Here is a 23,338-nt window from a genome sequence, read left to right as displayed (position 1 = left end):
ACTTATAGATATTGGACCGCTTCGTTGTTAAATATACATCGAAGCGGTTTTTTTATATCATACTTTGTTTTAAACCACAAAAATTTTACATTCGTAACGATACCTTCAATACACTATGGCAATGAAGAACTGGAACAGTATTTTTATATTCTTATTTCTACTTAATCTAAACATGTTTGGGCAAAATTGTGTTTCTGGTCATGTACGTATAGAAGATCCCAAAAAATGGGAACAACTGGTGCATCTAAGTCAAATTGAACTTGAAGAAACCACCAATACCTACCGTACAACTACAATTGCGTCAACTCCTTTAACAGAAGAAGGTTTTTTTGCATTTGATCAAGACTTATTTACTTCAAAAGAACGTATTTATAAGATACAACTTAACCCTATATCTGCCGAAGAAAAAAATAAGCTTTCAAACAAGATAAAGAACTTTCAATTATTTATACTTTCTAAAAAAGATACCATTTACTTTTCTAAAGGAGAAACGATGTTTGGGGAGTATACCACAAGTAATTCCGCCGATTTAGAGTGGCAAAAATTAAAAAAGTTTGAAGCCAAATATGAAAATCTAACCGATGATTTTGATCCTAAACAATACCTTATAGAAACCAAAGGGTATGTAAAAGATTCTTTACAAATACTTTTGGTAAAACTTATTGGCATTAAAAAACTAGATGACCAAAACCTATTAGAAAAAGATGCTAAAGCTAATCCAGAATATTATTTAAGTTTTCTAAAAGAATTAAAATCCAGTGAACTTGATCCTTCTACATATGCATATCTCGAAAATAAACTCAATTTTATTACTCGGGAAATCGTTAACCATAAATATAAAGTAAGCTTATGGGTGAATGGTATAGCTTTTCTTGTTATTGTTGTATTAGTCTTGATCGCTGTAAAATCATGGAAAAAATCAAAAACCTCTAAAGTAATACCTCTTAGCAAGCAAGAAAAAGCAATAAAAAACCTCATCATATCAGGAAAAAGCAATAAAGAAATTGCAAACGAATTATTTATAAGCCTAAGCACTGTGAAAACACATATCACCAACATTTACAGCAAGTTAAATATCTCTAGCAGGCAAGATTTATTGCTCAAAAAATAAAATCATACCCGTACTAGTACCTTATTCGGCTCATTAAAAATAGCCTGGATATTTATTTTCACATTTATTTGATTTCATAACATAAAATTGTGATCAAAATAAATGACAGAACTTAGTTTTCAAAAATGCAATAGAATAACAGGGTGGGTAGTTTTTATAATTTCTTTAAGTGTTTACTTACTTACTGTAGAACCTACTAATAGCTTTTGGGATGTTGGAGAATACATATCTACTTCCTCTAAACTACAGGTTGGACACCCACCGGGAGCTCCTCTTTTTCAAATGATTGGAGCATTTGCTTCAATTTTTGCATCTGATCCAAAAGAAATTGCTTTTATACTCAATTGTACTTCTGCTATTGCCAGTGCATTTACCATTCTATTTATGTTTTGGTCTATTATTCATCTTGTTCGAAAACTTAATCCAAAGGATAAAACTCTTACCATAAATAAAACAATTGCAATACTAGGTAGCGGATTAATGGGGTCATTAACATTTACCTTCACAGATAGTTTTTGGTTTAATGCAGTAGAAGCCGAAGTATACGCCATGGCAACTTGTATCTTATCTCTTCTATTCTATCTGGGGTTATTATGGGAGCGAGATATGCATTTACCAAGAGGAAACAAATGGCTATTATTACTATCCTTTATCGTTGGATTATCTTTCGGTGTTCACTTTATGGGATTATTGTCAATTCCAGCTATTGGCCTATTATACTATTTTAAAAATTATAAAAACATTAATACAAAGAGTTTTATTTGTGCCAATATCATAGTAGTCGCCATTTTGGTCTTCATTTTTAAAGTATTACTACCATCTATACTTGCTTTCTTTGGTATTTCTGAGATATTCTTTATTAATAATATTAACTTACCTTTTAACTCAGGAACCTTGATTGCCGGGTTAATAATTGCAATTATCTTTTACTTCGGATTAAAATACACTCGAAAAAAGCAGTATCGCTTTCTTAATACCCTATTCCTATCTATACTCTTTATTCTGATTGGTTTTTCTAGCTGGATCATGCTTCCAATTCGTGCAAATGCAGGTACCGTAATTAATGAGAATAATCCAAATAATGCGAGAGAAGTATTGGCGTATTATAACTTAGAACAATACCCAAAAACTTACCTGTTTTATGGTCCTCAATACACAGAAGCTTATGCATCCTTGGATGAAAAAAAACCGTATCAAGACGGTATCCCAAAATATGAAAAAGATGAAAAAACAGGGAAATACATTATAGTAAATGATTGGAAAAACGCAAGACAAAATCTCGACGATAACCACAAAGGATTTTTCCCAAGGATGTGGAGCTTAGAGCATATTCCTAATTATATGAAATTTTCGGAGCCACCTAAGTTCATAATCAAACCCGAATTTAGTAATGAAAAAAAATTGCTTGATGCAGTGACCAGATTCCGACGAGAATATGCTACAGGTAAAAGAGATAATAAAGATTATGACCAGTTTCTTAAATCCTTTGGCAATTACTTCAATATAGAAAAACCATCTTTCAGAGATAATATCAACTTCATGTTTAGCTATCAAATTGGTTATATGTATTGGCGATACTTTATGTGGAATTTTGTGGGAAGACAAAATGACATCCAGGGAGAAATGACGAATCAAAACGGAAACTGGTTAAGTGGTATACAGTTTATTGACGAAATACACCTAGGATTACAAGAGCATCTACCCAGTGATGTTCTCAAAAACAAAGCGCGTAATACCTATTACTTTTTACCACTTCTATTAGGAATTATAGGGCTTACATTTCAATTCAAAAAAGACAAAAAAAACTTCTGGGTGCTATTCATTTTTTTCTTTTTCACAGGATTAGCCTTAAAAATATATCTAAATGAAAAACCATTTGAAGTAAGAGAACGTGATTATGCTTTGGTCGGTTCTTTTTATGTATTTGCCATTTGGATAGGGTTTAGTGTATATGCACTATTTGATACCCTTAAAAACGTAGTAAATTTTAAAATGACATCCTTAATTATACTAATTCTTTGCTTATTTGCAGGACCTATTATACTTGCTCAACAGAATTGGGATGATCATGATCGTTCTAATCGATATACAGCCCAATCTATGTCAAAAATGTATTTATCATCTTGTCAAAAAGATGCTATTTTATTTACAATTGGAGATAATGATTCATTTCCTTTGTGGTACATACAAGATATTGAGGAATATAGAACCGATGTGAGAGTAATAGTAACCACTTATCTAACCACCGATTGGTACATTGATCAAATGAAAAGAGCTGCATATAAAAGTGCTCCCATCCCTTCACAACTTCTACATGAGTTTTATAGATATGGAAATAACGATGTTATTTATCATAAACCTATCACAAACGATACAATGCTAATAAAAAATTGGTTGCGATGGATCGAGTCTAGTGACCCCAGAACCAAAGGGGATCTTCAAAGTGGAAAGAAGGTAAATACTTTTCCCTCTCAACATATTCGAATTCCTGTAGATAAAGAAGCTGTACTTAAAAATGGTATTGTTCACCCCAAAGATGCCGATAAAATAGTTCCTTATATAGATATCCATCTAAAAGGAGATTATATATTAAAACATCGTTTATTAATGCTGGATATTATCGCTAATAATAATTGGGAAAGACCAATATATTTTTCGGGAGGTAGTTTTGGTGATGACGATTATATATGGATGAAAGAATATCTACAACTCGATGGATTGGTGTATAAATTAGTACCTATTCGAACAGAAATAGACCCTGACAATCCATATGAAATGGGTAGAATTAATACCGATGTAATGTATCCTATTGTTAAAAATTGGAGCTGGGGAAATGGGGAAAATCCAAATATCTATCATGATCCACAGACTCGAAGAAACGGAATTAGTTATAGAAGTAGTATAAGCAGACTGGCTGAAACATTAATTAATGAAGGAAAAAGAACAAAGGCAGAAGAAATTCTGGACTTGGGAATTGAAAAAATACCAGTCCAACACTACGAGTATTATAGTTTACTAAGGCCTTTCGTTTCTGGATACTATCGGTTAGAGAAAAAGAAAAAAGCTAGAGATCTATGGAATACATTGGCAAAAAAATATCAAGAACAGTTAACATATTATGGTAACCTATCTATTAAAGAACAATATGAATATGCTCAAGAGATTGTCACAAACATAGAATATTATAGAAGCTTAGTAGATATATTATTTATATATAAGGACAATGAAATAATAGACAATAAAGTCGATGAATTTAATCAATACATTAAACTATTTTCTCGTTTATACAATGAGGAAAACTACCTAAATGAAAAACCTGAACATGAACTGGAAGACAAGGATTCTAATAGAGCGTTTAAAGATTAAAAAACACTAAATTTTAATTTAATTGTTCTTTCAAATCGAAAAAATTCTCTCTTAATCGTATTAAAAAGTTATAAAATCTTTTTTTAGTTAGGATTCCTTACTATATTTGCATTGCAATTTTGCATAACTTTAAAATATATACAAATGAGTAAATCAATTTTTTATCATGCTGGATGCCCAGTATGCATTAGTGCAGAACATGATATTGTTAATCTAATCGGATCAGACAATGTAGAAATTGTTCATTTAGGAGAGGATCGTTCTCAAATCAAGAGTGCCGAAACAGCAGGAGTTCAATCTGTTCCTGCACTACTAACATCTAATGGAAATGTGCTACACATTAACTTTGGAGCTTCTATGGCAGATGTAAAAGGCTAATTTTTTTAATCCAAATAGTTAGGATTCCTAATTATAAGTACAATTTTAAAATGAGTCAATTATTGATCACGGTTGACTCATTTTAAGTAACAATACCAAAAAAAATGAAAAATTTAATTATAACTATAGTATTCATGGCACTTAGCAGTACGTTAATTGCCTGTGACGAATGTAAAAAATACAATACTGATGATCTACAAATAGTAAAGGCTTCTGTTATACACGATACCAATATCAATAGCACTATTTGGGAAATTAATGTTAAAGGAAACGCAGGAAAAACGACTCCAGCTCCGGCAGGACAATTACATGGTGCTCCCGTTTTGGGGTATGTTTTCCCCACGACTCTAAAACCAACAGATGTTGGGTTTAATGATACTAAGGGTATCCTAGCATTGGCTTTAACATCTCATCCTGATTTTGATGACACCCCATTATGGGATGAGAACAATGATTCTACCTATGATAACGATGGGATCATATGGCATCCACATTGGGTAGTTCTTCATAAAGATGATCGGGTCGAAGGTGGATTATCGGTAAAGCAATTCAAAAAAACAGACACATCAGTAAAATTACCACCTACTAATCCAGGAATGCCTATGTATATGGATTCACCCGGTTTTCAAGTCATTACCAACAAAACGAGCATTAAAGTAGTAATCCCAGATTATAGAATAAACAACAAAACCGATTTTAAGTTCGATGCTGTTTCTGCCTATATGCAGGTAAATACAGAAATCAAAGATAAACCTATGCTTGGGGTGTACAAGGTATACAGTGTTTTAAGCACCGATTTATCTCTTCCATACTCCGTACAATCAAAGTAATATTATAATGATGAAGATAGCCGTTTGGGATACTTACGTACAACGAAATGATGGGATCATAATGCATTTTGACATACTTGTTCCCGATTCTATAACAGATCAGGATATGGTGTTTAAATTCGGAGAAAACTACCTGGATACTAAACCCTTTAAGACAGAGAAAATTACTACTAATGAATGTAGACTCTGTCATATTGAACAAGCAACTCCTGAAATGATAAATGATATCCATATCAAAGGATATTCGATTATTGAAATGGAAAATTGCTAAAAACGACAAATAAATAATTAGGATTACTAACTTTGCTAAGGAGAAAGTGATACTTTCTCTTTAGCATTTTATATGAGTAAAAGTATTTTTGACATATCATTTCAACATAAAGATATCAATAGCAAAATTGTAATTGGCCTGGAACGTATTTCTGAGGTCTTTAGAACGTTGTTATGGGAACACGCAAAAACTGCAGGCTTAAGTCCTATACAGATACAGATTATAATTTTTATTGCATATCACAAAGAAGGTTTATGTACAGTAAGTCATCTTGCAAAAGAGTTTAATGTAACTAAACCTACAATTAGCGATGCTGTTAAGGCACTAGAAAAAAAAGAAATGATCTTCAAAAATAAGACGTCAACAGATAATAGAAGTTATTACATAAGCTTAACTCCAAAAGGACAAAAAAATGTTTCTGAAGCCGAAAATTTTGCAGATCCTATCAAGAAGCAACTTTTAAGTTTTAATACAGAGGAACAAGAGTCTTTGTTAAAGACCATAAACATTTTAATTTATCAGCTAAACAGATCAGGAATATTATCTGTACAAAGAACTTGCTATGCTTGTAAATTCTATGAAAAAAATGATAACAATCATTATTGTAATTTCATACAAACAGAGCTTAAAGATGTAGATATTAGATTAGATTGCGCTGACTTTGAAGAAAAACCATAAAAAACCTCCTGAATCAAGTTTCAGGAGGTTGTTATGTACAATTAAAAAACCTAATTTATCCTTTTACAGGTTTTGTTGTTTTTTTATTATTTAAATGTTTTGCATAAAATCCCATCATAGCTCTATACATCTCTATAGAGTTTTCTTCTTTACCAAAACCATGACCTTCATCATATTTTACCATATAAGGTACATCAAATCCCTTATCTCTTAAAGCTTTAACGATCTGATCAGATTCATCTATATTTACTCTGGGGTCATTTGCTCCTTGCACTACAAATAGTGGCTTTTTAATTTTATCTATTTGATATACAGGAGACACTTCTTCCATGATAGCTTTTTCTTCGGCCACATCTTCATCATACCATATTTCTTTTATAATCTTTAAATAAGGTTTCCAATAAGGAGGAATGGTTTTCATAAAAGTAAACAAATTAGAAACTCCAACGTAATCTACACCACAGGTATACAAATCAGGAGTTTTAGTTAGCCCTCTCAACACAGCATATCCACCATGACTCCCTCCATAGATAGCTACTTTATCTTTATTCACCCAACCTTGATCGATTACATACTTTAATCCATCCTCTACATCGTCCATCGCTTTTCTTCCAATTTCTTTAAATCCTGACTCTAAGAACTCTCTTCCGTACCCTCCAGATATTCTAAAATTAACTTGCAAAGTTGCATACCCCCTACTAGCAAACAATTGAGCTTCTGGATTAAATCCCCATGAATCACGAATACCTTGTGGCCCACCGTGTGGATTTACAATCAACGGAACTTTCTTTCCTTGTAATGCTTCTTTTGGTAAAGTGATATATCCATTTATAGTTAAGCCATCTCTACTTGTAAAAGTAATTGGACGCATTTCGGCCATATCTTTTTCCTTCAACTGTGGCATTAGGTTGTATAACAATTTAAATTCGCCAGTCTTGTTGTCGTAAGAATAATACACTCCATATAATTTATCACTTTGTAAGAAAATTAAATATTTATCTTCTTCATCCGTTTTATCCGCAATAGAGTATTGATGATCTGGAAACTTCGTTGTAATTTTTGCGTGTAATTTCTTATAATAATCACTTACGGGTACAATTATACTCTTTTCTCCTTCATAAGAAAAGTAGTCTAACTCATATCCTCTTTTTTTTGACACCGAAAGGCTAGATACATCATATTTATCGTTCGAGAAAATTTTCTTAATCACTTTATCTGCCTTAAGATCGTATAAGTAAATTTGAGACTTATCAGATTTTAGATTAGAAACCACGTATGCATCATGAGGATTATCTGTAGCATAATCAAATCTCAGAATAGAAAATGTATCTTTCCAGTTTAACTGTTTAATGATTTCATATTTTCCTTCTTCCTTGGCATAATATAAATCAAAGTTTACTCCATCTCTGATTTTGGCATATCCTTTAAGGTTACCATCTTTATCAAAACTATATCCTGCAATTGGATTTGCAGCATCTTCATTTTTGAATAATTGTTTAATCTCACCAGTAATTATATTGATTTTATAAGGTTCAAAAATTTGTTTGTTATTCTTGTTCATAGAAATGATCATATGATTTTCATCTTCTTTTAAACCTTCAAGAATATTTACCTGAACACCTTCAAAAGGAGTTAATTCTTTTTGATCTGATCCATCAATATTTGCAGCAAAGAGATGATAATCTTCATTTCCTCCCTTATCCATTACATAAACCAAACGGTTATTATTTGCCCAACCATATCCTCGAATCAATTCTTCTTTTTCTTCAATAACACGAGTAACTTTGCCCGTAGCAATTTCTTTTACATATACATGATTTTTTTTATTATCATCTTTCTCTCTATAAGAAAGGTATTTCCCGTTGGGAGAAAAGCGAAAAGTTCTGGCTTTAGGTTTCGCAAAATAATCTTCGACTGAATATTTATAATCCCCTTTATCCAAATTACCTAATTCTACAAGAGCAGAATCTGTAGTAACCAATTCTGGGTTACCTGGTATAGTTTTTTCCGATTTTTCCATTTCTAGTGGTAGTTCCATTCCGCCTTGATAAAAAGTTCCTGTAAGTTTTTTTGCATCGACAGTTGCTACATATTTAACTCCTGCTTTTTTTAATGCTAAAGTTAATTGATTGTTTTCAAAAAGTACTGTATCCATAGGGATTCCTGTTGCTCCTTGAGATGGGCTATCCATTGTTGCAGTTAATGCTCCATTCGTTTTTTCTACATGAAATGCTAAAGGAATTTCTGCCCCCTGAACCGATAATTTTCCTTTCCAAGTTCCTGTAACTTCTTGTCCATACGACTGGGTAAAAGACATGCACAGTAACACGATAAAGGTGGTCCATACTTTTAATGATCTTGTTTTCATTATGTGTTAGATTTTATTGATTAATTAAGAGTGTTTGTAAATAGTAAGTAACCTAATTCTACTTTTTGTTACATCATTCATCATAAATTAGTTAAATACTTATTCTTTTTTTCTGTAACCATTAATGTATTAGAGCGTCATATGGATAAATCGATTAAAAAGCTTATTATGAAAATCACCAAACATTCATCAATCACAGCCTTTGTAATGTTACTATTTTTATCGGCTCTTTCTTTTTCCTCTTTTGCACAAAGTCTCGAAGAAAAATTTGATACTCTTCTGCAAGAGAGGTATAAACCAGATGGCTCTGGCGCTACTGTTTTGGTTGCCAAACAGGGGAAAATTATTTATCATAAAGCTTTTGGGCTTGCTAATATAGAACTCGACGTTCCTATGAAACCTAATAATGTTTTCGAAATAGGTTCTATCACTAAACAATTTACCTCGGTAGCTATCTTAATGCTTATGGAACAAGGTAAACTTACCATCGAAGATGAAATCACCAAATTCATCCCAGATTACCCTACACATGGAAAAAAAATAACAATACATCACCTCTTAAATCATACTTCGGGGATTAAGAGTTACACCTCTATGAATTTATCTGAGATCGCTGCAAAAGATATGACTCCTACAGAGTTGATCAATTATTTTAAAAATGAACCTATGGATTTTGATCCTGGCGAAAAATGGTTATACAATAACTCTGGATATATTATCCTGGGTTTTATAATTGAAAAAATTTCTGGGCAATCTTATGAGGATTTTGTAGAGCAAAATATTTTCAAACCATTAGCGATGAATAATTCATACTATGGTAGTAAAAGAGAAATCATCAAAAACAGAGCTTCGGGATATCAAACTCGAGAAGGATATGTTAATTCTGCTTATCTAAGCATGACATTACCCTATGCCGCCGGTTCGTTGATGAGTACTGTAGAAGATTTACATAAATGGCAAAATGCAGTTAACACCAATACTTTGATTAAAGCAGAAACCATTAAAAAAGCATTTCAGAATACAACACTAAATAATGGGAAACCTACCTATTATGGATACGGATGGAGTGTAAATGAGATCAATGGAATACCCACAATTGAACATGGTGGTGGCATCTTTGGATATACCTCCTATCAGATTTATATTCCCGAAGAAGATGTACATGCTGCAATATTAACCAATTGCAACTGCAATAGCCCTACAGACATTACAGTTCGTATTGCAGCAATAGCGATAGACAGACCATATGGCGAAGAGAAAATAACAAATGTTTCAGTTTCAGCATTAAAAAAGCTAACAGGTGTATATAAGTTTGAAGATGGAGCTGTAAGAAGTATTAGCCTAAAGGATGGTCAATTATACAGTCAAAGAGATGCCGGTAAGAAATTCAAAATCTTTCCTAAAACAGAAAACACTTTTTTCTTCGAGGATAGTTTTTCTGAAATTTTGTTTAAAACAGATAGTAAAAAACCTGAAGCTATTTTTAAAAATAGAGTTAAAGAATCTAAAGGGTATAAAACAAATGCGCCTATTCCTGCAGACAAAAAGGCAATTACTGTATCAAAAAATATACTTAGCCAATATGTAGGGGTTTACCAGATCAAAGAAGGATTTAATCTTACAATATCTTTAGAAAACGGACAGTTGATTTCGCAAGCAACAGGGCAAAAAAGTTTCAAAATATATCCAGAAAGCGAAACTGTATTTTTTGTAAAAGAATTCTCTGCTTCTCTAGAGTTTATAAAAGAAAATAATAAAGTGGTTAGCGCTGTACTTAATCAAGGAGGACAAAAAACTCCTGCCAAACGTATTGATTAGTTTTTTATGAAGTTAGCCTATCTGTTACATTTTTCCTAAAAACTGTTTGTTCAAGTATTGGTTTTAGTAATTTTAATACTTGTAACACAAACTATTATTTATGAAAAATCTATGGATTTTGATCATGGCCATTATCATTTCAAGCTGTGGTAACAATAAAAAGCAAGAAAATCAAACTACAGATGCTACAGATAATAAAACCGAAAAGATTCCGGTAGAACCAGATGGTGGTATGGGAGATGGTGCTGTATCTATTATGGATCATCATATTAAAAACATTGAGAAAGCACATAAAAAAGCTGATTTCCTAACCCATAAAGCAGTAAGTTTTAACATTGTTATTTCCTTTGGTGGTAAATTACGTTTGGATGGAAAAATCACCATGTTAACGAATTCTACAAAAATCAGAATTGATAAAAAAGATGAGAGTAAATTGATCTATACCGGCGAAAACGTTTTTCTGTGCCCAGAAGATGCAAACGATAAAGGAGCACGTTTCGATATCTTTACCTGGACTTATTTCTTTGCAATGCCATATAAACTAAATGATCCCGGTAGCAAATTAGAGCTTGAAAACATGAGGGCTTTAAACAAAGTAGATTATCAAACTGCTAAGCTTTCCTTCGAAAAAGGTATTGGGGATTCTCCAGATGACTGGTATATTATTTATACAGACCCCAAAGACCATACTTTGCAAGCCACAGCGTATATTGTTACGTTTGGGAGTAAAGGTGATATTACTAAGGCAGAGAGCGATCCACATATTATACAATACCAAGATTTTAAAACCGTAAAAGGAATCCCATTTGCTACGAAGTGGAAGTTTTATGGTTGGACTGAAGAAAAAGGTATCACTAATGAATTGGGAGAAGCTACAATTACAGATATTACATTTCTGGATGATGAAGGTTCTATTTTTGAAACTCCTGATAATGCCAAAGAGATAAAGTTATGATGTAGCTTCAATACTAAAAATCCCTCCAGAACTTATTCTGGAGGGATTTATTTTCATCCTATTCTTTTACAAAATGCAGTATTAATTTTTTGCTACATCGTTAAGATGTGGTATATCTTGAGCGTTTGATGATTTTGATGTACCACACTGCCCTATTCGGGTCCAACCACTAGAAGTTCTTTCATACAAATACCCTCTATATGTTACACGATCTCCTACTTGGTAATTTTGAGAACTAGACCAAGGAGCTACTCCTTCACAAATATCATTTCCACCGCCACCGGGATACATAATTTTTATTCCGGCGATATCTCCACTAGAAAGTCCATTCCTTTGTGCGTTATAAGTAGATCCATTTTTTTTTACAATGGTAGGTTGCCCATTTGCAGAAAAAGCATAAGAACCATATAACATAATCGAATTAAAATCTAACGAGTTAGTATACTCATCACCATCATACCCTTGCTGAGAATACGTTTTGAAATTAAAATCCCTATTCGCCTGTATATTCTGAAAATTGATTGTAATGTACTGATCTCTGTCTTTTCTACTTTGCTCATGCCATAATCCTACAGCATGACCTATTTCATGAATTGTATTCCCTGTAGAACACCCATTTGCAAGATTGATATTTTGTCTTCTACCTGTTCGACCCACAGAAGATGAGCATCCACTACCACTTCTAAAGTAGATATAAGCGGTTTGATTTGTTCTTTTCACAAATTTAAGGCTTGTATTTGCCTCCCAATGTGCAATCGCATTGGTTACCCTTGCCTGATTAGGTAAACTACTTTGTATTTCATAATACACGGTGTTATTTGGCCATCTACTTCCGGTACGTCCTGTACTTTTACCGTTTTTGACCATAACATCCTCTTTATCAATAAGGATATCTCCTAAAACATACTGTCCGTCGATTTCTTCAACTTCGACAGATTCCCCGTTAAGCTCAATAGTAACTAATTTTCCTGTTCTTTCTGGATAAGCTTGCTCATGTAAGAACCCTTTTTCGACTACTGTTTGATTTTCTAGTTGTTCGTGAGCATTGTCTTGATCTTTCTCACAAGAAGTGAAAGTTGTGCATGCAACGAATGCTAAAGCACCTAGTACGGTGCTCTTAAAAACTGTTTTCATAATGTATATATTTGAGTTTGTGTTATAAAGTAAACTTCAATTTTCTTGTTTTTATTGTTCTTAATGCAGATCAAGATGTAAATATTTTCATGAAAACATTAAGTTTATAAAATGACCAGTTTTTTTCGTATCTTTAAGAGACACAAGTTTTTTTCTAAAATTTATTCTCATGACACCTCTATTTAAAAAATTACAGCTCCCTCCCTTTCTAGATGAGATATTAATACTTAATGAACCCGAAGGGTTTTGTGAAGACCTTGATTGCCTTAAAGGTGTAAATGTGAAAGAATCTTTGATTCTGGTATCAGAGGTTGATTTTGCTGTTATATTTGTTACTGAAAAGAAGCAAATAGAAAATCGTATAGAAACCGTTTATCCAAAACTGGTAGGTGATGCTATACTTTGGTTTGCATATCCCAAAAAAAACTCTAAAAAATATACTTCAGAAATTAATAGAGATTATGGTTGGGGAGTTCTTGGAGATTATAATCTCGAACCCATAAATCATGTTTCTATTAATACAGATTGGAATGCACTACGCTTTAGAAAAATAAGTTTTATTAAAATGATGGCTCATAACAAAAATCATTCGCTTAGAGAAGCTGGTAAAGAAAAAGCTACTGGGGTTTCATGAGTTGGCACTTATATGTTTTATCATTCATCTTTGGTATTGCCGGAGTGTTTCATCTAATTCGCCCTAAGGCATTCATGAGAATAATGCCATTGTATATTCCTTATCACAAACTATTGGTTTATTTAAGTGGTATAGCAGAGATTTTTGTGAGTTTTGGTTTATTATTTGCACCAACCAGAACATTTTCGGTGTGGAGTATAATTTTTATGCTCATTCTATTTTTCCCGGTTCATATACATATGCTTGTGCATAAAAAAGCGAGTTTAAATTTACCAAAATTCATTTTAGTCACTAGATTGTTACTTCAATTTGGTTTGATATACTGGGCATATCTTTATCTTTAATTTTTTGTATATTTTAGATTAGTATATTCCCGAGAATTGTAATTCAATAAAAAAACCCTTACAAAACTGTAAGGGCGCTTTTAACATCAAACAAAATTAACTTATGAAAAAAACCTCTCTGCAAAGAGGCGGCTATTCTTTTTGTATTTTATGATATGACCTGGTATGAATCTTTATCATAGCTTATAGCGTTTAAATCATACTTACCATTTTTTAATAATACTATAGCAATACCACAAAAAACCAGATGAATAAGTGCCAAAATCAGGCAATCTGCATCTACTAAAAACAAAGTGAAAAAGGTAAATAGTATGATGATCGTGATTAAAGCTTTTCTAACAAAAATCTTTAGAATCAAGAACATCCCTATTACAAATTCCTCAAAAGGCACTAATGGAGCAAGGGCTTCTACAAAACTTATATTAAATACCGTAGCATTACCAAAATAGATGTCCAGTCGCTCTAAAAACTCAGAATACCTAATTACATTATAAGTCCCGTATAACACCAGCAACGCTCCAAATATCACTCTAGTGAGATGATATAAATAAATTCTAATTTTCATGATAGATTTGTGTGAAATTTTGAGCCGCAAATTTATATCTTACCTTCATTCTAATTCTTGTATAATTTTGTATATAACTTGTACAAAAAACAACCTAATCGATTAGTTATCAACACAATCAAACATATTCAATCAAAAATACTTGTATAAAAGAATTCCTGTTTTATTGATTTTATTTTTGTAACTTTAAAATGTTAAAGAATTGTTTATGAACCGTTATACCTTGAATGAGACTTTTGTAGTACATCAATATGCTATTGATGAATGGGAAGCGGAACCTCATAATCATAACTATTTTGAAATCATTTTTATTGAAAAAGGAAGTGGATATCATACCATTAATGATATACGGTTTCCTTATAAAGAAAACAATATCTTTTTACTAGCACCAGAAGACACACATCACTTCGAAATTGAAAAGCGTACAAATTTTACTTATTTCAAGTTTACAGAGCTTTTGTTTTCTAGTAAGGTCAATCTTCCAGACAGAAAATATTGGTTACAACGTATTGAGCAATTATTACACCAACCCAATATTATACCAGGAGATGTAATTTCTCATGAAGAAGATCGAAGTATTATTTGGGATATCCATAATGTTGTCTTAGAAGAATTTAAAAATGAGAAAGTATATTATCAAGAAATCATTTCTAATGCGATAAGTACTATCCTAAGTATAATAGTTCGTAATATCTCTGAAAAATATAATTCACATCAAAAAAACATGCTTGTTTCTCACAATAAAATAGATTCGATCTTGAGTCATATTAGACAACATGTATATGACAATGATCTTACCAAGATTAACTTTTTGGCAAATAAGTTTAATATGTCTCAGAGTTCAATTAGCACATATTTTAAAAGAAAAACAGGAGAATCTATACACCAATACGTTACAAAATATAAAATGAAGTTGGTTGAGTATCGTTTACAACATACTGAATTTACTATTGCAGAAATTGCATATCAATTGGGATATACAGATGAGAGTCACCTTACCAAAACTTTTAAGAAGCATTTTTCGATGTCTCCCAAGCAATATCGTAACGAAATATCTATTAGCTAATCATAATTTTATCCAAAAATTTCATTTAATATTTTAGCCAGTCGTATTCCTCCTTTTTGCAATTGGGTGCGTACTATAGGAAAATAATCATACATATATTTATACCCTAATTTTTCACCTACATTTGCCGATCCATATACTTGTTGTGCAAGCTTTTGAGATTCGTATACCCAGTTTACTATACCACCGTTTTGAATTGCTTTAATCTGATCCTTAGATAAAACTGTCTCATTTATAGATAATTCTGTATAGCTCATACCATAATAATCTATCATATCACTATCCCAAACCCTATGCAAGTTAGATCCATCTCTAAACCAACGTACCTGAATATCATTTCCTCCTTTATCTTCTCCTCTACCCACATGAAGCGGTTGGTGTAAATCACCAATAAAATGCACTAGCATTTTAAGATGAAACATCTTATCTTTTTTAGATGATTTTTCGTCTTTTAATACCGATATACATGTATTTATTCCTTTTACCAAATCGCCATACTCACTAGGCTCTTCTTCACCATATTTCTTATCAAATGGAAAATTAACATAATGCCAGGGGCTATAACCTCTATATTTTTCGTCACTTTTAATTTCATCAGCAAATGTAGAAACCAAAGCAAGACTTTGGCCATTAAGAAGTTTTGCTATATTGCGCTTTGCTTTCTTTGTCAAGTATGAATCTGCAATCTGACCCGTAGCTCTATGTCCTGTCTTTCCCCAATCATAATCTGCAGAAAATCCAGATAAAGAAATCATGAATAAAACAAGTAACCATTTATATTGAAGTTTCATTTATATATATTTTGAAGCAAAGATAAAAAAGGGTATGTTAGTGATTCGTTAAAAATGATTAATTACGCGTAAATAACATTAAAAATAACAAATAGTAATTGTCTCAAATCAAAATATGCTTTCAAATTTGGCGTTTTATCTGTTTTATGTCTGTTGTATTAGATAATCAAACGCGATTCGATTCATATTAAACATTTAGCCAATATCAATTTAATCAGTATTTATTTGTTATATAAATAAACCCCACCTACTATGAAGAGTAAATTTTATTTATTTATGATCTTGATTTCTGCACTGAGTTTTGCTCAAAAAAAAGAATTTAACTCTGCAGTTGTTAAAATCAATAAATATATAGAGGGTTCTTTGGTTACTCCATATTCTGAGGATAATGTTCCTTTGGTTATTTTTATAATGGATGCTGGAGCGATTAATAGAGATGGTAATGATCGAATGTCTAAAAATGATACTTTTAAGCAACTTTCCTATGAACTTGCCAAAGAAGGTATTGCAACTTATCGCTATGACAAAAGGCTTTTTAAGATGGATGGTTTAGGAATTAAGGAGCATGAAATTTCTTTAGATCATTATATTGAAGATGCAATATCAATAATAGATTATTTCAATAAAAACAGAAAATATAAAAAAATCATTATCGCTGGTCATGGTCAAGGTTCTCTAGTAGGTATGATTGCTGCAAATGGAAGAGCAGATGGTTTTATTTCTATAGCAGGAAATGCAGTATCAATAGATCAGGTAATTATAGAACAAATTGCGAAACAAGCTCCTGGTTTGGATAAAAGTGCTTCTGTAGCCTTTAAACAATTAAAAGAAAATGGAAGGGCTACTAGTTATGACCCGGCATTAGAATCTATTTTTAGATATAATCTACAACCCTTTATGAGTTCCTGGATAAAGTATAATCCATCTGATGAAATTTTAAAATTAGAAATGCCTATTTTCATAATTTATGGTGATAAAGATATCCAGGTAGAATTAATCCAAGCAGAGAAATTTAAAGAGATTATACCACAAGCCGAATATCTATTTGTTACAAATATGAATCATATCTTAAAAGAAATTAAAGGAGGTAGACTAGAAAATCACAAATCTTATAATGAACCCTTTAGAAAAATAATGCCCGAAGTTCTAACCGGGATTACTAACTTTGTGAATCAATAGTTTATTAAAAAAATTATATAACCCTAATCAAAAACACCTAATGCCACATCGCATTGTATTCTCTGATATTGATGGAACACTGTTAAATTCTGAAAGAGAGCTTTCTGAACTTACGATTTCAGAAATTAAGAGAATTAAAAACACTATACCTGTAGTTTTAATTTCTTCTAGAATGCCAGATGCTATGAATCATTTGCAAGAAGAATTAGATATAAAAAACCAACCTATGATATGCTATAATGGAGGGTTAATCTTGGTAGATCAAAAACCTGTTCATTCTACTTTTATATCTCCCGATATTATAGAAGAATTAGATACTTTTAATAAAGATAAAAAATTTCATATAAGTTTATATCACAATAATGATTGGTTTGTTCCTGAAATGGATTTTTGGGCCAATCGTGAAGCGAATAACACTAAAGTAAACCCGGTGGTAAAACCAACCCAACATGTGGTACAAGAATGGAAAGCTCATAACAAAGGAGCTCATAAGATTATGTGTATGGGAGAAGAATCTTATATAGATCAAGCGTATACATTTTTAGAAGATAGTTTCAAAGAAACTCTTCATTTATACCGTTCTAAACCAACATATATAGAGATTGCACATAAAAGTATTTCAAAATTAACTGCCATAGAAATACTGCTTGACTCCTATTTTAAAATTCCTATTTCTGATGCAGTTGCATTTGGAGATAATTATAATGATATTGCAATGCTACAAGCAGTAGGAACTGGTGTAGCTGTAGCAAATGCAAAACCGGAAACTTTACAAGTAGCAAATGTTATTACGCTTTCTGGAAAAGAAAATGGAGTAGCAACATATATTCAAAAAAACATTTTATAACTGTGCAAAGAACGATTCATACCATAAAAACCCTACTATTTGCATTTGCCATATCTAATTTGGCTACTAGTTGTAAGACTACACAACTACCGGTTGCATCAACAAATGTATCTACCATACGTGCTTCTATCGATCTTGTTAATGTAAAAGACGATAAAGTTAAAGTGGAAATCCAAATCGATAACTTAAATTCGGACACAATAAGTTACTACTTACCAAAAATTGTACCCGGTACTTATCAAAATAACGACTTTGGCAAATATGTTGACGATCTTAAAGCATTTGATCACGAGGGAAATTCTATTGATGTTCAAAAATATGGGGATAATCGTTGGAAAATAAATAACACCAAACAATTAGACAAAATCACCTACTGGGTAAATGACACTTACGATTCTGAGGATTCTCACGATGTTTTCTCTCCAACAGGATCTAATATTATAAAAGATAAAAATTTCATTTTAAATCTATATGCTTTTGTGGGGTACTTTGGCGGAATGAAAGAAAATAAATACAAGTTATTTATTAAACACCCTTCTTTTCTGGAAGCTTCAGCTTCGGTTGAAGAAATCCTTTTTGACAACGCAATAAATACTTCTAAAAACGATATCGATTATTTTTCTTTTAAAAGATACGCCGATGTAGTAGATAATCCTATCATGTACTCTAGTCCGGATAAAGCCAGTTTTAAGGTCAATGATATAGAAATACTTCTAAGTATTTATTCTAAAAACAAAACTCACAAAGCAGCAAGAATAATGCCTCAGATGGAGCGTATGATTAGAGCACAAAAGGATTTTCTTGGTGATATTAACTCAACAAAAAAGTATACTATATTGCTATATCTATCCTCTTCAAAATCTGATGATGCACAAGGATTTGGAGCTCTGGAACATAATACCTCTACAGTAGTTGTATTGCCAGAATCACTATCTAATAAAAAACTTAATGAAGCACTTACCGATGTTGTTTCTCATGAGTTTTTTCATATTGTAACACCATTAACCATTCATTCTAAAGAAATCCATAATTTTGATTATAACAGTCCAAAAATGTCTGAACATTTGTGGCTATATGAAGGTACTACAGAGTATTTTTCGATGCTATTCCAAATTACACAAGGGCTTATTACAAAGGATGAATTTTTTGAACGAATTATTGGTAAGATTGAAGCATCCTCTTCTTTTGATGATTCTATAGCTTTTACAACTATGAGTAAAAACATTTTGGTCGATCCTTATCGCAATAGCTACAGAAATGTTTATGAGAAAGGAGCGTTAATTTCTATGTGTCTGGATATCATAATGCGAGAAAAAAGTGATGGAGTTTATGGATTACTTGATCTTATAAAAAACTTATCGGTTCGATATGGTATTAATGTCCCTTTTGATGATAAAGAACTTATTAAAGCTATAGAAGAAGATTCATATCCAGAAGTGAGTGCATTTTTACAAACACATGTTATGAGCAATACTCCTATTGACTATGAATTTTATCTTAATAAAGCTGGAGTACTTTATGGAACAAAGAATGCACCTTCTTCTTATTTTATTTTTAAACAAGAACCTTTTGTAACTGGTTCTGAAGTTACTAAAGAAGTTATTTTTACATCAGATATCCCATTTAACAGCTTTTTAAAAGAACTTGGGATTTTAGAAGGAGATGTTTTGCTTAGCATTAACAAAAAAGAATATAACCTTAATAATATATATGATCTGTTTGGTGATTCTAATAAATGGAAAATTGGAGACGAAATTACATTTAGAATTAAGCGTAACAATAAAATAATGACACTCAAGTCCAATGTAACCAAACCTACTATAGAGAAGATAATTTTAGAACAAGATCCAAAGGCTTCAGAACAACAAAAGATGGTATTAAAAAAATGGATTAATGACTAGAAACTCCTATTTTGATGTCATTTTTGTCTTCTTCAAATTAAATGTATTTTGCGATATATCTTTTTTTAAAACTAAATAATTAATAATGGAGAACGTTCCTTTTTTTACAAATGACACTATAGTTTTTGGGATTTTAATGCTTTGTTTGGGGTTAGTTTTTTATACTTCTTCTATTCACAATAATTTTTGGAAAACCTTCTATAAGTTTGTTCCTGCACTATTACTTTGTTATTTATTACCTGCTATATTCAACTCATTAGGAATCATTTCTCCGGCATGGAAAGAACTAAATGCAGAAGGAGTATTAGTAGAAAAATCTTCTAATGTGTATTATGTTGCCAGTAGGTTTTTACTCCCTGCTTCTTTGGTGTTAATGACATTAAGTATAGATCTTAAAAGTATTTTTAATTTAGGTCCAAAAGCATTAATTATGTTTTTAACAGGCACCCTTGGTGTTATCATTGGTGGTCCAATTGCAATTCTACTCATCTCTCTGGTTTCACCAGAAACTGTTGGCGGAGCTGGATTTGACGCCATTTGGAGAGGGTTATCTACATTAGCAGGTAGTTGGATTGGTGGAGGAGCAAATCAAGCTGCTATGCTAGAAATTTATCAATATAATCCCGAAAAATATGGAGGAATGGTATTGGTTGATATTGTAGTTGCTAATATATGGATGGCTATATTATTATTGGGTATTGGCAAGAGTGATAAAATTGACCGTTGGTTAAAAGCAGACAATAGTGCCATCGAAGCGTTAAAGCAAAAAGTATCTAGTTATGCAGAAAGCGTAACCCGAACCCCTTCTCTATCGGATTATATCATTATGCTTTCTATTGCATTCACTGTAGTAGGGATTGCACATTGGGGAGCAGCAGGAATCTCTAATTTATTATCTGATAACTTTGAAATCTTTAACGACAAGAGTTCTGCATTATCCTCGTTTACTTCTAAATTTTTCTGGATGATTACCATCGCTACTGCAATTGGAATTCTGTTATCATACACCAAAGTTAAACAATATGAAGGAGCAGGAGCCAGTAAACTAGGAAGTGTCTTTATTTATATTCTGGTAGCTACTATAGGCATGAAAATGGATATCGGTAAGATTTTCGAAAACCCGGGACTTATTGCCATCGGACTTGTTTGGATGGCTATACATGTCTTCCTTCTTATTGGAGTAGCCAAATTGATCAAAGCTCCTTACTTTTTTCTTGCTGTAGGTAGTAAAGCTAATATAGGAGGAGCAGCATCTGCACCAGTAGTTGCAGCAGCATTTCACCCTTCACTGGCAACAGTAGGTGTATTGCTTGCCGTTTTTGGATATGTTGTAGGAACATACGGAGCCCTTTTATGTACCATTCTCATGCAAATAGCCTCTGGAAGCTAATAAAAAAAGAGAGCAAGTTTTTAACCATTAGATTCTATTTTTTTATTGCATTTAAAATAAAACTCGCATCTTTGTGGCCCTAGTAAAAATCAAAAATTAGTACATGAAGTATTTTTCTATTCTATTATTATTAACTGTATTATTAACGAATTGCAGTTCACCTACTAAGGAAGGGAATGTAACAGTAATAGGTAACATCAAAGGATTAAAAAAAGGAATCGTATACTTACAAAAAATACAGGATACACTATTGGTGAATGTAGACTCTGTAAGCATCGATGGTAATTCTGAATTTGTACTTACATCCGAGGTTAAAGAACCCGAAATTCATTATCTATACCTTGATAAAAATGATGGAAAACAATATAATGATCGTATCGACTTTTTTGTAGAACCGGGAGAGATCACTATAACCACTAATTTAATTGATTTTGAAAATGATGTAAAAATAAAGGGTGGAAAAAATCAAGAGAAGTATACTGAATACAAAAAAATGCTTAAAAGATTCAATGAAAGAAATCTTAGGATCATCAAAGAAGATTTTGAAGCCAGTAAACAAAAAGATGATGAAAAACTCATTGAAAATGATAAGGCATACAAAAATTTAATGCGTCAAAAATATCTATATACTATTAATTTTGCTGTAACAAACAGAAAATTAGAAGTAGCCCCTTATATCACACTTAATGAAGTTTTTGATGCCAACATAAAATTTTTGGATACAGTTGCCAGATCTTTAAGTCCTAAGGTAAAAAAATCATTATACGGGAAGCAATTGATCAAGTATATTGATGATCGTAAGGCTAAAGAAGCAGAAGTAAAGGCTAATACAGAAGAATAACGTTCTAAAATTCTGTAGATTTTCAACTATTTAAAATGTCTTTTAATTCCCTAAAAATAATTTTTGGAAAAAGAAAAGCGAACCGAAGTTCGCTAAATTTTAAGGCCAACATTTTGCTGGACACGTATTAACACAGCTAATCTCACTTGGGCCTGAACAACCTCCTGTTGCACCTCCTTTAACTTGCGTTAATCCTAATTTAGAAATAGATTTTTTGTTAAGTTTCAATGATTTCAGATTCTTTTTTTTCATGATATATATTTAAAGGTTAATAACACAACCAAGTTAAGAAAACATCTACTTACAAAAGTTAAAAAACGATTAATAAAAGAAGAGTTTGATCTATTCGTATAGGCATCTACCATAAAATGTTAATTGAGGTATTACAGTATATAATCGACAATCATTTTTCTTAATTTAGTGATGAAACTTAAAACCTAAACATCATGTTAAAAACCATTCTAAATTTAGAAGGAACAAAAAGTCTTAAAAAAAGTGAACAAAAAGGAATACACGGTGGTCGTATTCCGGTACTTAGAAAATGTTGTAACCCTGCCCTACGATGCTGTACAACTTCTCATGTTGCATTAAACAATCCTAGTTGTGGTGCTACTTATATTCCTGGGTGCTCTTACCATCCATCAAACGGTTGCTGTATCTAGAAAAATCGTTTTATAGAATACTTAAGTATTCTAAATGTATTCTTTCTTTTTTAAACAGTTTAAAAAAGAAAAAGTCCTAAACATTAAGTTTAGGACTTTTTTAAGAGCCGATAGAGGGACTCGAACCCACGACCTGCTGATTACAAATCAGCTGCTCTAGCCAGCTGAGCTATATCGGCAAAAACGGTTGCAAATATAATTTCTACAAC

General features: G+C 31.9%; 22 protein-coding genes and 1 tRNA gene. 17 read left to right on the top strand and 6 right to left on the bottom strand.

The window, feature by feature from the left end:
- Window positions 1–121: 121 nt before the first annotated feature.
- The 6 genes from NNH57_RS26480 (at window position 122) to NNH57_RS00180 (ending at window position 6,634) form a co-directional block, all read left to right on the top strand.
- Window positions 122–1,111, top strand: a complete 990-nt coding sequence (locus NNH57_RS26480; RefSeq protein ID WP_279434191.1) for a response regulator transcription factor — start codon at window positions 122–124, stop codon at window positions 1,109–1,111.
- Between the two features lie 102 nt (window positions 1,112–1,213).
- Window positions 1,214–4,477, top strand: a complete 3,264-nt coding sequence (locus NNH57_RS00200) for a glycosyltransferase family 117 protein (protein WP_108808457.1) — start codon at window positions 1,214–1,216, stop codon at window positions 4,475–4,477.
- 144 nt (window positions 4,478–4,621) lie between these two features.
- Window positions 4,622–4,855 (top strand): thioredoxin family protein, encoded by a 234-nt coding sequence (locus NNH57_RS00195; protein ID WP_074408188.1) that lies wholly within the window; start codon window positions 4,622–4,624, stop codon window positions 4,853–4,855.
- Between the two features lie 104 nt (window positions 4,856–4,959).
- Window positions 4,960–5,685, top strand: a complete 726-nt coding sequence (locus NNH57_RS00190; protein WP_108808456.1) for a hypothetical protein — start codon at window positions 4,960–4,962, stop codon at window positions 5,683–5,685.
- A 7-nt stretch (window positions 5,686–5,692) separates the two neighbouring features.
- Complete coding sequence (locus NNH57_RS00185; RefSeq protein WP_328515246.1) at window positions 5,693–5,956, top strand: DUF2024 family protein; 264 nt, start codon at window positions 5,693–5,695, stop codon at window positions 5,954–5,956.
- 72 nt (window positions 5,957–6,028) lie between these two features.
- Entirely contained in the window at window positions 6,029–6,634 is a 606-nt protein-coding gene (locus tag NNH57_RS00180; protein WP_108808455.1) for a MarR family winged helix-turn-helix transcriptional regulator, read from the top strand.
- Window positions 6,635–6,689: 55 nt separating this feature from the next.
- On the opposite strand, the gene NNH57_RS00175 is transcribed toward NNH57_RS00180, so the two are convergent.
- Complete coding sequence (locus tag NNH57_RS00175; protein WP_108808454.1) at window positions 6,690–8,951, bottom strand: S9 family peptidase; 2,262 nt, start codon at window positions 8,949–8,951, stop codon at window positions 6,690–6,692.
- A gap of 219 nt (window positions 8,952–9,170) precedes the next feature.
- Between NNH57_RS00175 and NNH57_RS00170 the strand changes: the two genes are divergently transcribed.
- Together NNH57_RS00170 and NNH57_RS00165 are read left to right on the top strand one after the other, a co-directional pair.
- Entirely contained in the window at window positions 9,171–10,820 is a 1,650-nt protein-coding gene (locus NNH57_RS00170; protein WP_074408583.1) for a serine hydrolase, read from the top strand.
- A 100-nt stretch (window positions 10,821–10,920) separates the two neighbouring features.
- The gene (locus NNH57_RS00165; RefSeq protein ID WP_108808453.1) at window positions 10,921–11,775 is read left to right on the top strand and encodes a DUF6503 family protein; all 855 of its coding nucleotides are present in this window, start codon (window positions 10,921–10,923) and stop codon (window positions 11,773–11,775) included.
- Between the two features lie 81 nt (window positions 11,776–11,856).
- On the opposite strand, the gene NNH57_RS00160 is transcribed toward NNH57_RS00165, so the two are convergent.
- Window positions 11,857–12,909, bottom strand: coding sequence for a M12 family metallopeptidase (locus NNH57_RS00160; RefSeq protein ID WP_074408194.1), 1,053 nt, complete (start codon window positions 12,907–12,909; stop codon window positions 11,857–11,859).
- Window positions 12,910–13,078: 169 nt separating this feature from the next.
- Between NNH57_RS00160 and NNH57_RS00155 the strand changes: the two genes are divergently transcribed.
- Window positions 13,079–13,543: a hypothetical protein gene (locus NNH57_RS00155; protein WP_074408195.1), complete on the top strand. Its 465-nt coding sequence runs from the start codon at window positions 13,079–13,081 to the stop codon at window positions 13,541–13,543.
- Complete coding sequence (locus NNH57_RS00150) at window positions 13,540–13,887, top strand: DoxX family protein (RefSeq protein ID WP_074408196.1); 348 nt, start codon at window positions 13,540–13,542, stop codon at window positions 13,885–13,887. The genes NNH57_RS00155 and NNH57_RS00150 overlap by 4 nt, the downstream gene beginning before the upstream one ends.
- Before the next feature lie 148 nt (window positions 13,888–14,035).
- Here the strand turns inward: NNH57_RS00150 and NNH57_RS00145 are convergent, their stop codons facing one another.
- Window positions 14,036–14,452, bottom strand: coding sequence for a hypothetical protein (locus NNH57_RS00145; RefSeq protein ID WP_108808452.1), 417 nt, complete (start codon window positions 14,450–14,452; stop codon window positions 14,036–14,038).
- A gap of 208 nt (window positions 14,453–14,660) precedes the next feature.
- Between NNH57_RS00145 and NNH57_RS00140 the strand changes: the two genes are divergently transcribed.
- On the top strand, window positions 14,661–15,518 hold the full coding sequence (locus tag NNH57_RS00140) for a helix-turn-helix domain-containing protein (RefSeq protein ID WP_074408198.1): 858 nt from the start codon (window positions 14,661–14,663) through the stop codon (window positions 15,516–15,518).
- A gap of 8 nt (window positions 15,519–15,526) precedes the next feature.
- Here NNH57_RS00140 and NNH57_RS00135 read toward each other — a convergent pair whose 3' ends face one another.
- The gene (locus NNH57_RS00135; RefSeq protein ID WP_074408199.1) at window positions 15,527–16,309 is read right to left on the bottom strand and encodes a S1/P1 nuclease; all 783 of its coding nucleotides are present in this window, start codon (window positions 16,307–16,309) and stop codon (window positions 15,527–15,529) included.
- 252 nt (window positions 16,310–16,561) lie between these two features.
- Between NNH57_RS00135 and NNH57_RS00130 the strand changes: the two genes are divergently transcribed.
- The 5 genes from NNH57_RS00130 (at window position 16,562) to NNH57_RS00110 (ending at window position 22,467) form a co-directional block, all read left to right on the top strand.
- Complete coding sequence (locus tag NNH57_RS00130) at window positions 16,562–17,488, top strand: alpha/beta hydrolase (RefSeq protein ID WP_108808451.1); 927 nt, start codon at window positions 16,562–16,564, stop codon at window positions 17,486–17,488.
- A 40-nt stretch (window positions 17,489–17,528) separates the two neighbouring features.
- Window positions 17,529–18,335 (top strand): Cof-type HAD-IIB family hydrolase, encoded by an 807-nt coding sequence (locus NNH57_RS00125; protein WP_108808450.1) that lies wholly within the window; start codon window positions 17,529–17,531, stop codon window positions 18,333–18,335.
- A 2-nt stretch (window positions 18,336–18,337) separates the two neighbouring features.
- Window positions 18,338–20,236 (top strand): M61 family metallopeptidase, encoded by a 1,899-nt coding sequence (locus NNH57_RS00120; RefSeq protein WP_234423399.1) that lies wholly within the window; start codon window positions 18,338–18,340, stop codon window positions 20,234–20,236.
- An 85-nt stretch (window positions 20,237–20,321) separates the two neighbouring features.
- Window positions 20,322–21,626, top strand: a complete 1,305-nt coding sequence (locus NNH57_RS00115; RefSeq protein ID WP_074408202.1) for a DUF819 family protein — start codon at window positions 20,322–20,324, stop codon at window positions 21,624–21,626.
- Window positions 21,627–21,729: 103 nt separating this feature from the next.
- On the top strand, window positions 21,730–22,467 hold the full coding sequence (locus NNH57_RS00110; protein ID WP_074408203.1) for a DUF4369 domain-containing protein: 738 nt from the start codon (window positions 21,730–21,732) through the stop codon (window positions 22,465–22,467).
- Window positions 22,468–22,566: 99 nt separating this feature from the next.
- Here NNH57_RS00110 and NNH57_RS00105 read toward each other — a convergent pair whose 3' ends face one another.
- Entirely contained in the window at window positions 22,567–22,719 is a 153-nt protein-coding gene (locus tag NNH57_RS00105) for a hypothetical protein (protein WP_159099267.1), read from the bottom strand.
- Between the two features lie 194 nt (window positions 22,720–22,913).
- Here NNH57_RS00105 and NNH57_RS00100 point away from each other — a divergent pair, with 194 nt between their 5' ends.
- The gene (locus tag NNH57_RS00100; protein WP_074408204.1) at window positions 22,914–23,129 is read left to right on the top strand and encodes a hypothetical protein; all 216 of its coding nucleotides are present in this window, start codon (window positions 22,914–22,916) and stop codon (window positions 23,127–23,129) included.
- A 105-nt stretch (window positions 23,130–23,234) separates the two neighbouring features.
- Here the strand turns inward: NNH57_RS00100 and NNH57_RS00095 are convergent.
- A tRNA-Thr gene (locus NNH57_RS00095) sits at window positions 23,235–23,308 on the bottom strand.
- Window positions 23,309–23,338 lie beyond the last annotated feature (30 nt).

The sequence above is a fragment of the Aquimarina spinulae genome, from assembly GCF_943373825.1.
Lineage (GTDB): Bacteria > Bacteroidota > Bacteroidia > Flavobacteriales > Flavobacteriaceae > Aquimarina > Aquimarina spinulae.
The sequence above is the reverse complement of the archived record's forward strand: the minus strand, read 5'-3'. Positions and strand labels throughout refer to the sequence as shown.

Excerpts from the sequence above, each read along its gene's own strand:
- NNH57_RS26480 (WP_279434191.1), top strand. The coding sequence starts at position 122 with ATGAAGAACTGGAACAGTATTTTTATATTCTTATTTCTACTTAATCTA.
- NNH57_RS00200 (WP_108808457.1), top strand. The coding sequence starts at position 1,214 with ATGACAGAACTTAGTTTTCAAAAATGCAATAGAATAACAGGGTGGGTA.
- NNH57_RS00195 (WP_074408188.1), top strand. The coding sequence starts at position 4,622 with ATGAGTAAATCAATTTTTTATCATGCTGGATGCCCAGTATGCATTAGT.
- NNH57_RS00190 (WP_108808456.1), top strand. The coding sequence starts at position 4,960 with ATGAAAAATTTAATTATAACTATAGTATTCATGGCACTTAGCAGTACG.
- NNH57_RS00185 (WP_328515246.1), top strand. The coding sequence starts at position 5,693 with ATGATGAAGATAGCCGTTTGGGATACTTACGTACAACGAAATGATGGG.
- NNH57_RS00180 (WP_108808455.1), top strand. The coding sequence starts at position 6,029 with ATGAGTAAAAGTATTTTTGACATATCATTTCAACATAAAGATATCAAT.
- NNH57_RS00175 (WP_108808454.1), bottom strand. The coding sequence starts at position 8,951 with ATGTCTTTTACCCAGTCGTATGGACAAGAAGTTACAGGAACTTGGAAA.
- NNH57_RS00170 (WP_074408583.1), top strand. The coding sequence starts at position 9,171 with ATGAAAATCACCAAACATTCATCAATCACAGCCTTTGTAATGTTACTA.
- NNH57_RS00165 (WP_108808453.1), top strand. The coding sequence starts at position 10,921 with ATGAAAAATCTATGGATTTTGATCATGGCCATTATCATTTCAAGCTGT.
- NNH57_RS00160 (WP_074408194.1), bottom strand. The coding sequence starts at position 12,909 with ATGAAAACAGTTTTTAAGAGCACCGTACTAGGTGCTTTAGCATTCGTT.
- NNH57_RS00155 (WP_074408195.1), top strand. The coding sequence starts at position 13,079 with ATGACACCTCTATTTAAAAAATTACAGCTCCCTCCCTTTCTAGATGAG.
- NNH57_RS00150 (WP_074408196.1), top strand. The coding sequence starts at position 13,540 with ATGAGTTGGCACTTATATGTTTTATCATTCATCTTTGGTATTGCCGGA.
- NNH57_RS00145 (WP_108808452.1), bottom strand. The coding sequence starts at position 14,452 with ATGAAAATTAGAATTTATTTATATCATCTCACTAGAGTGATATTTGGA.
- NNH57_RS00140 (WP_074408198.1), top strand. The coding sequence starts at position 14,661 with ATGAACCGTTATACCTTGAATGAGACTTTTGTAGTACATCAATATGCT.
- NNH57_RS00135 (WP_074408199.1), bottom strand. The coding sequence starts at position 16,309 with ATGAAACTTCAATATAAATGGTTACTTGTTTTATTCATGATTTCTTTA.
- NNH57_RS00130 (WP_108808451.1), top strand. The coding sequence starts at position 16,562 with ATGAAGAGTAAATTTTATTTATTTATGATCTTGATTTCTGCACTGAGT.
- NNH57_RS00125 (WP_108808450.1), top strand. The coding sequence starts at position 17,529 with ATGCCACATCGCATTGTATTCTCTGATATTGATGGAACACTGTTAAAT.
- NNH57_RS00115 (WP_074408202.1), top strand. The coding sequence starts at position 20,322 with ATGGAGAACGTTCCTTTTTTTACAAATGACACTATAGTTTTTGGGATT.
- NNH57_RS00110 (WP_074408203.1), top strand. The coding sequence starts at position 21,730 with ATGAAGTATTTTTCTATTCTATTATTATTAACTGTATTATTAACGAAT.
- NNH57_RS00105 (WP_159099267.1), bottom strand. The coding sequence starts at position 22,719 with ATGAAAAAAAAGAATCTGAAATCATTGAAACTTAACAAAAAATCTATT.
- NNH57_RS00100 (WP_074408204.1), top strand. The coding sequence starts at position 22,914 with ATGTTAAAAACCATTCTAAATTTAGAAGGAACAAAAAGTCTTAAAAAA.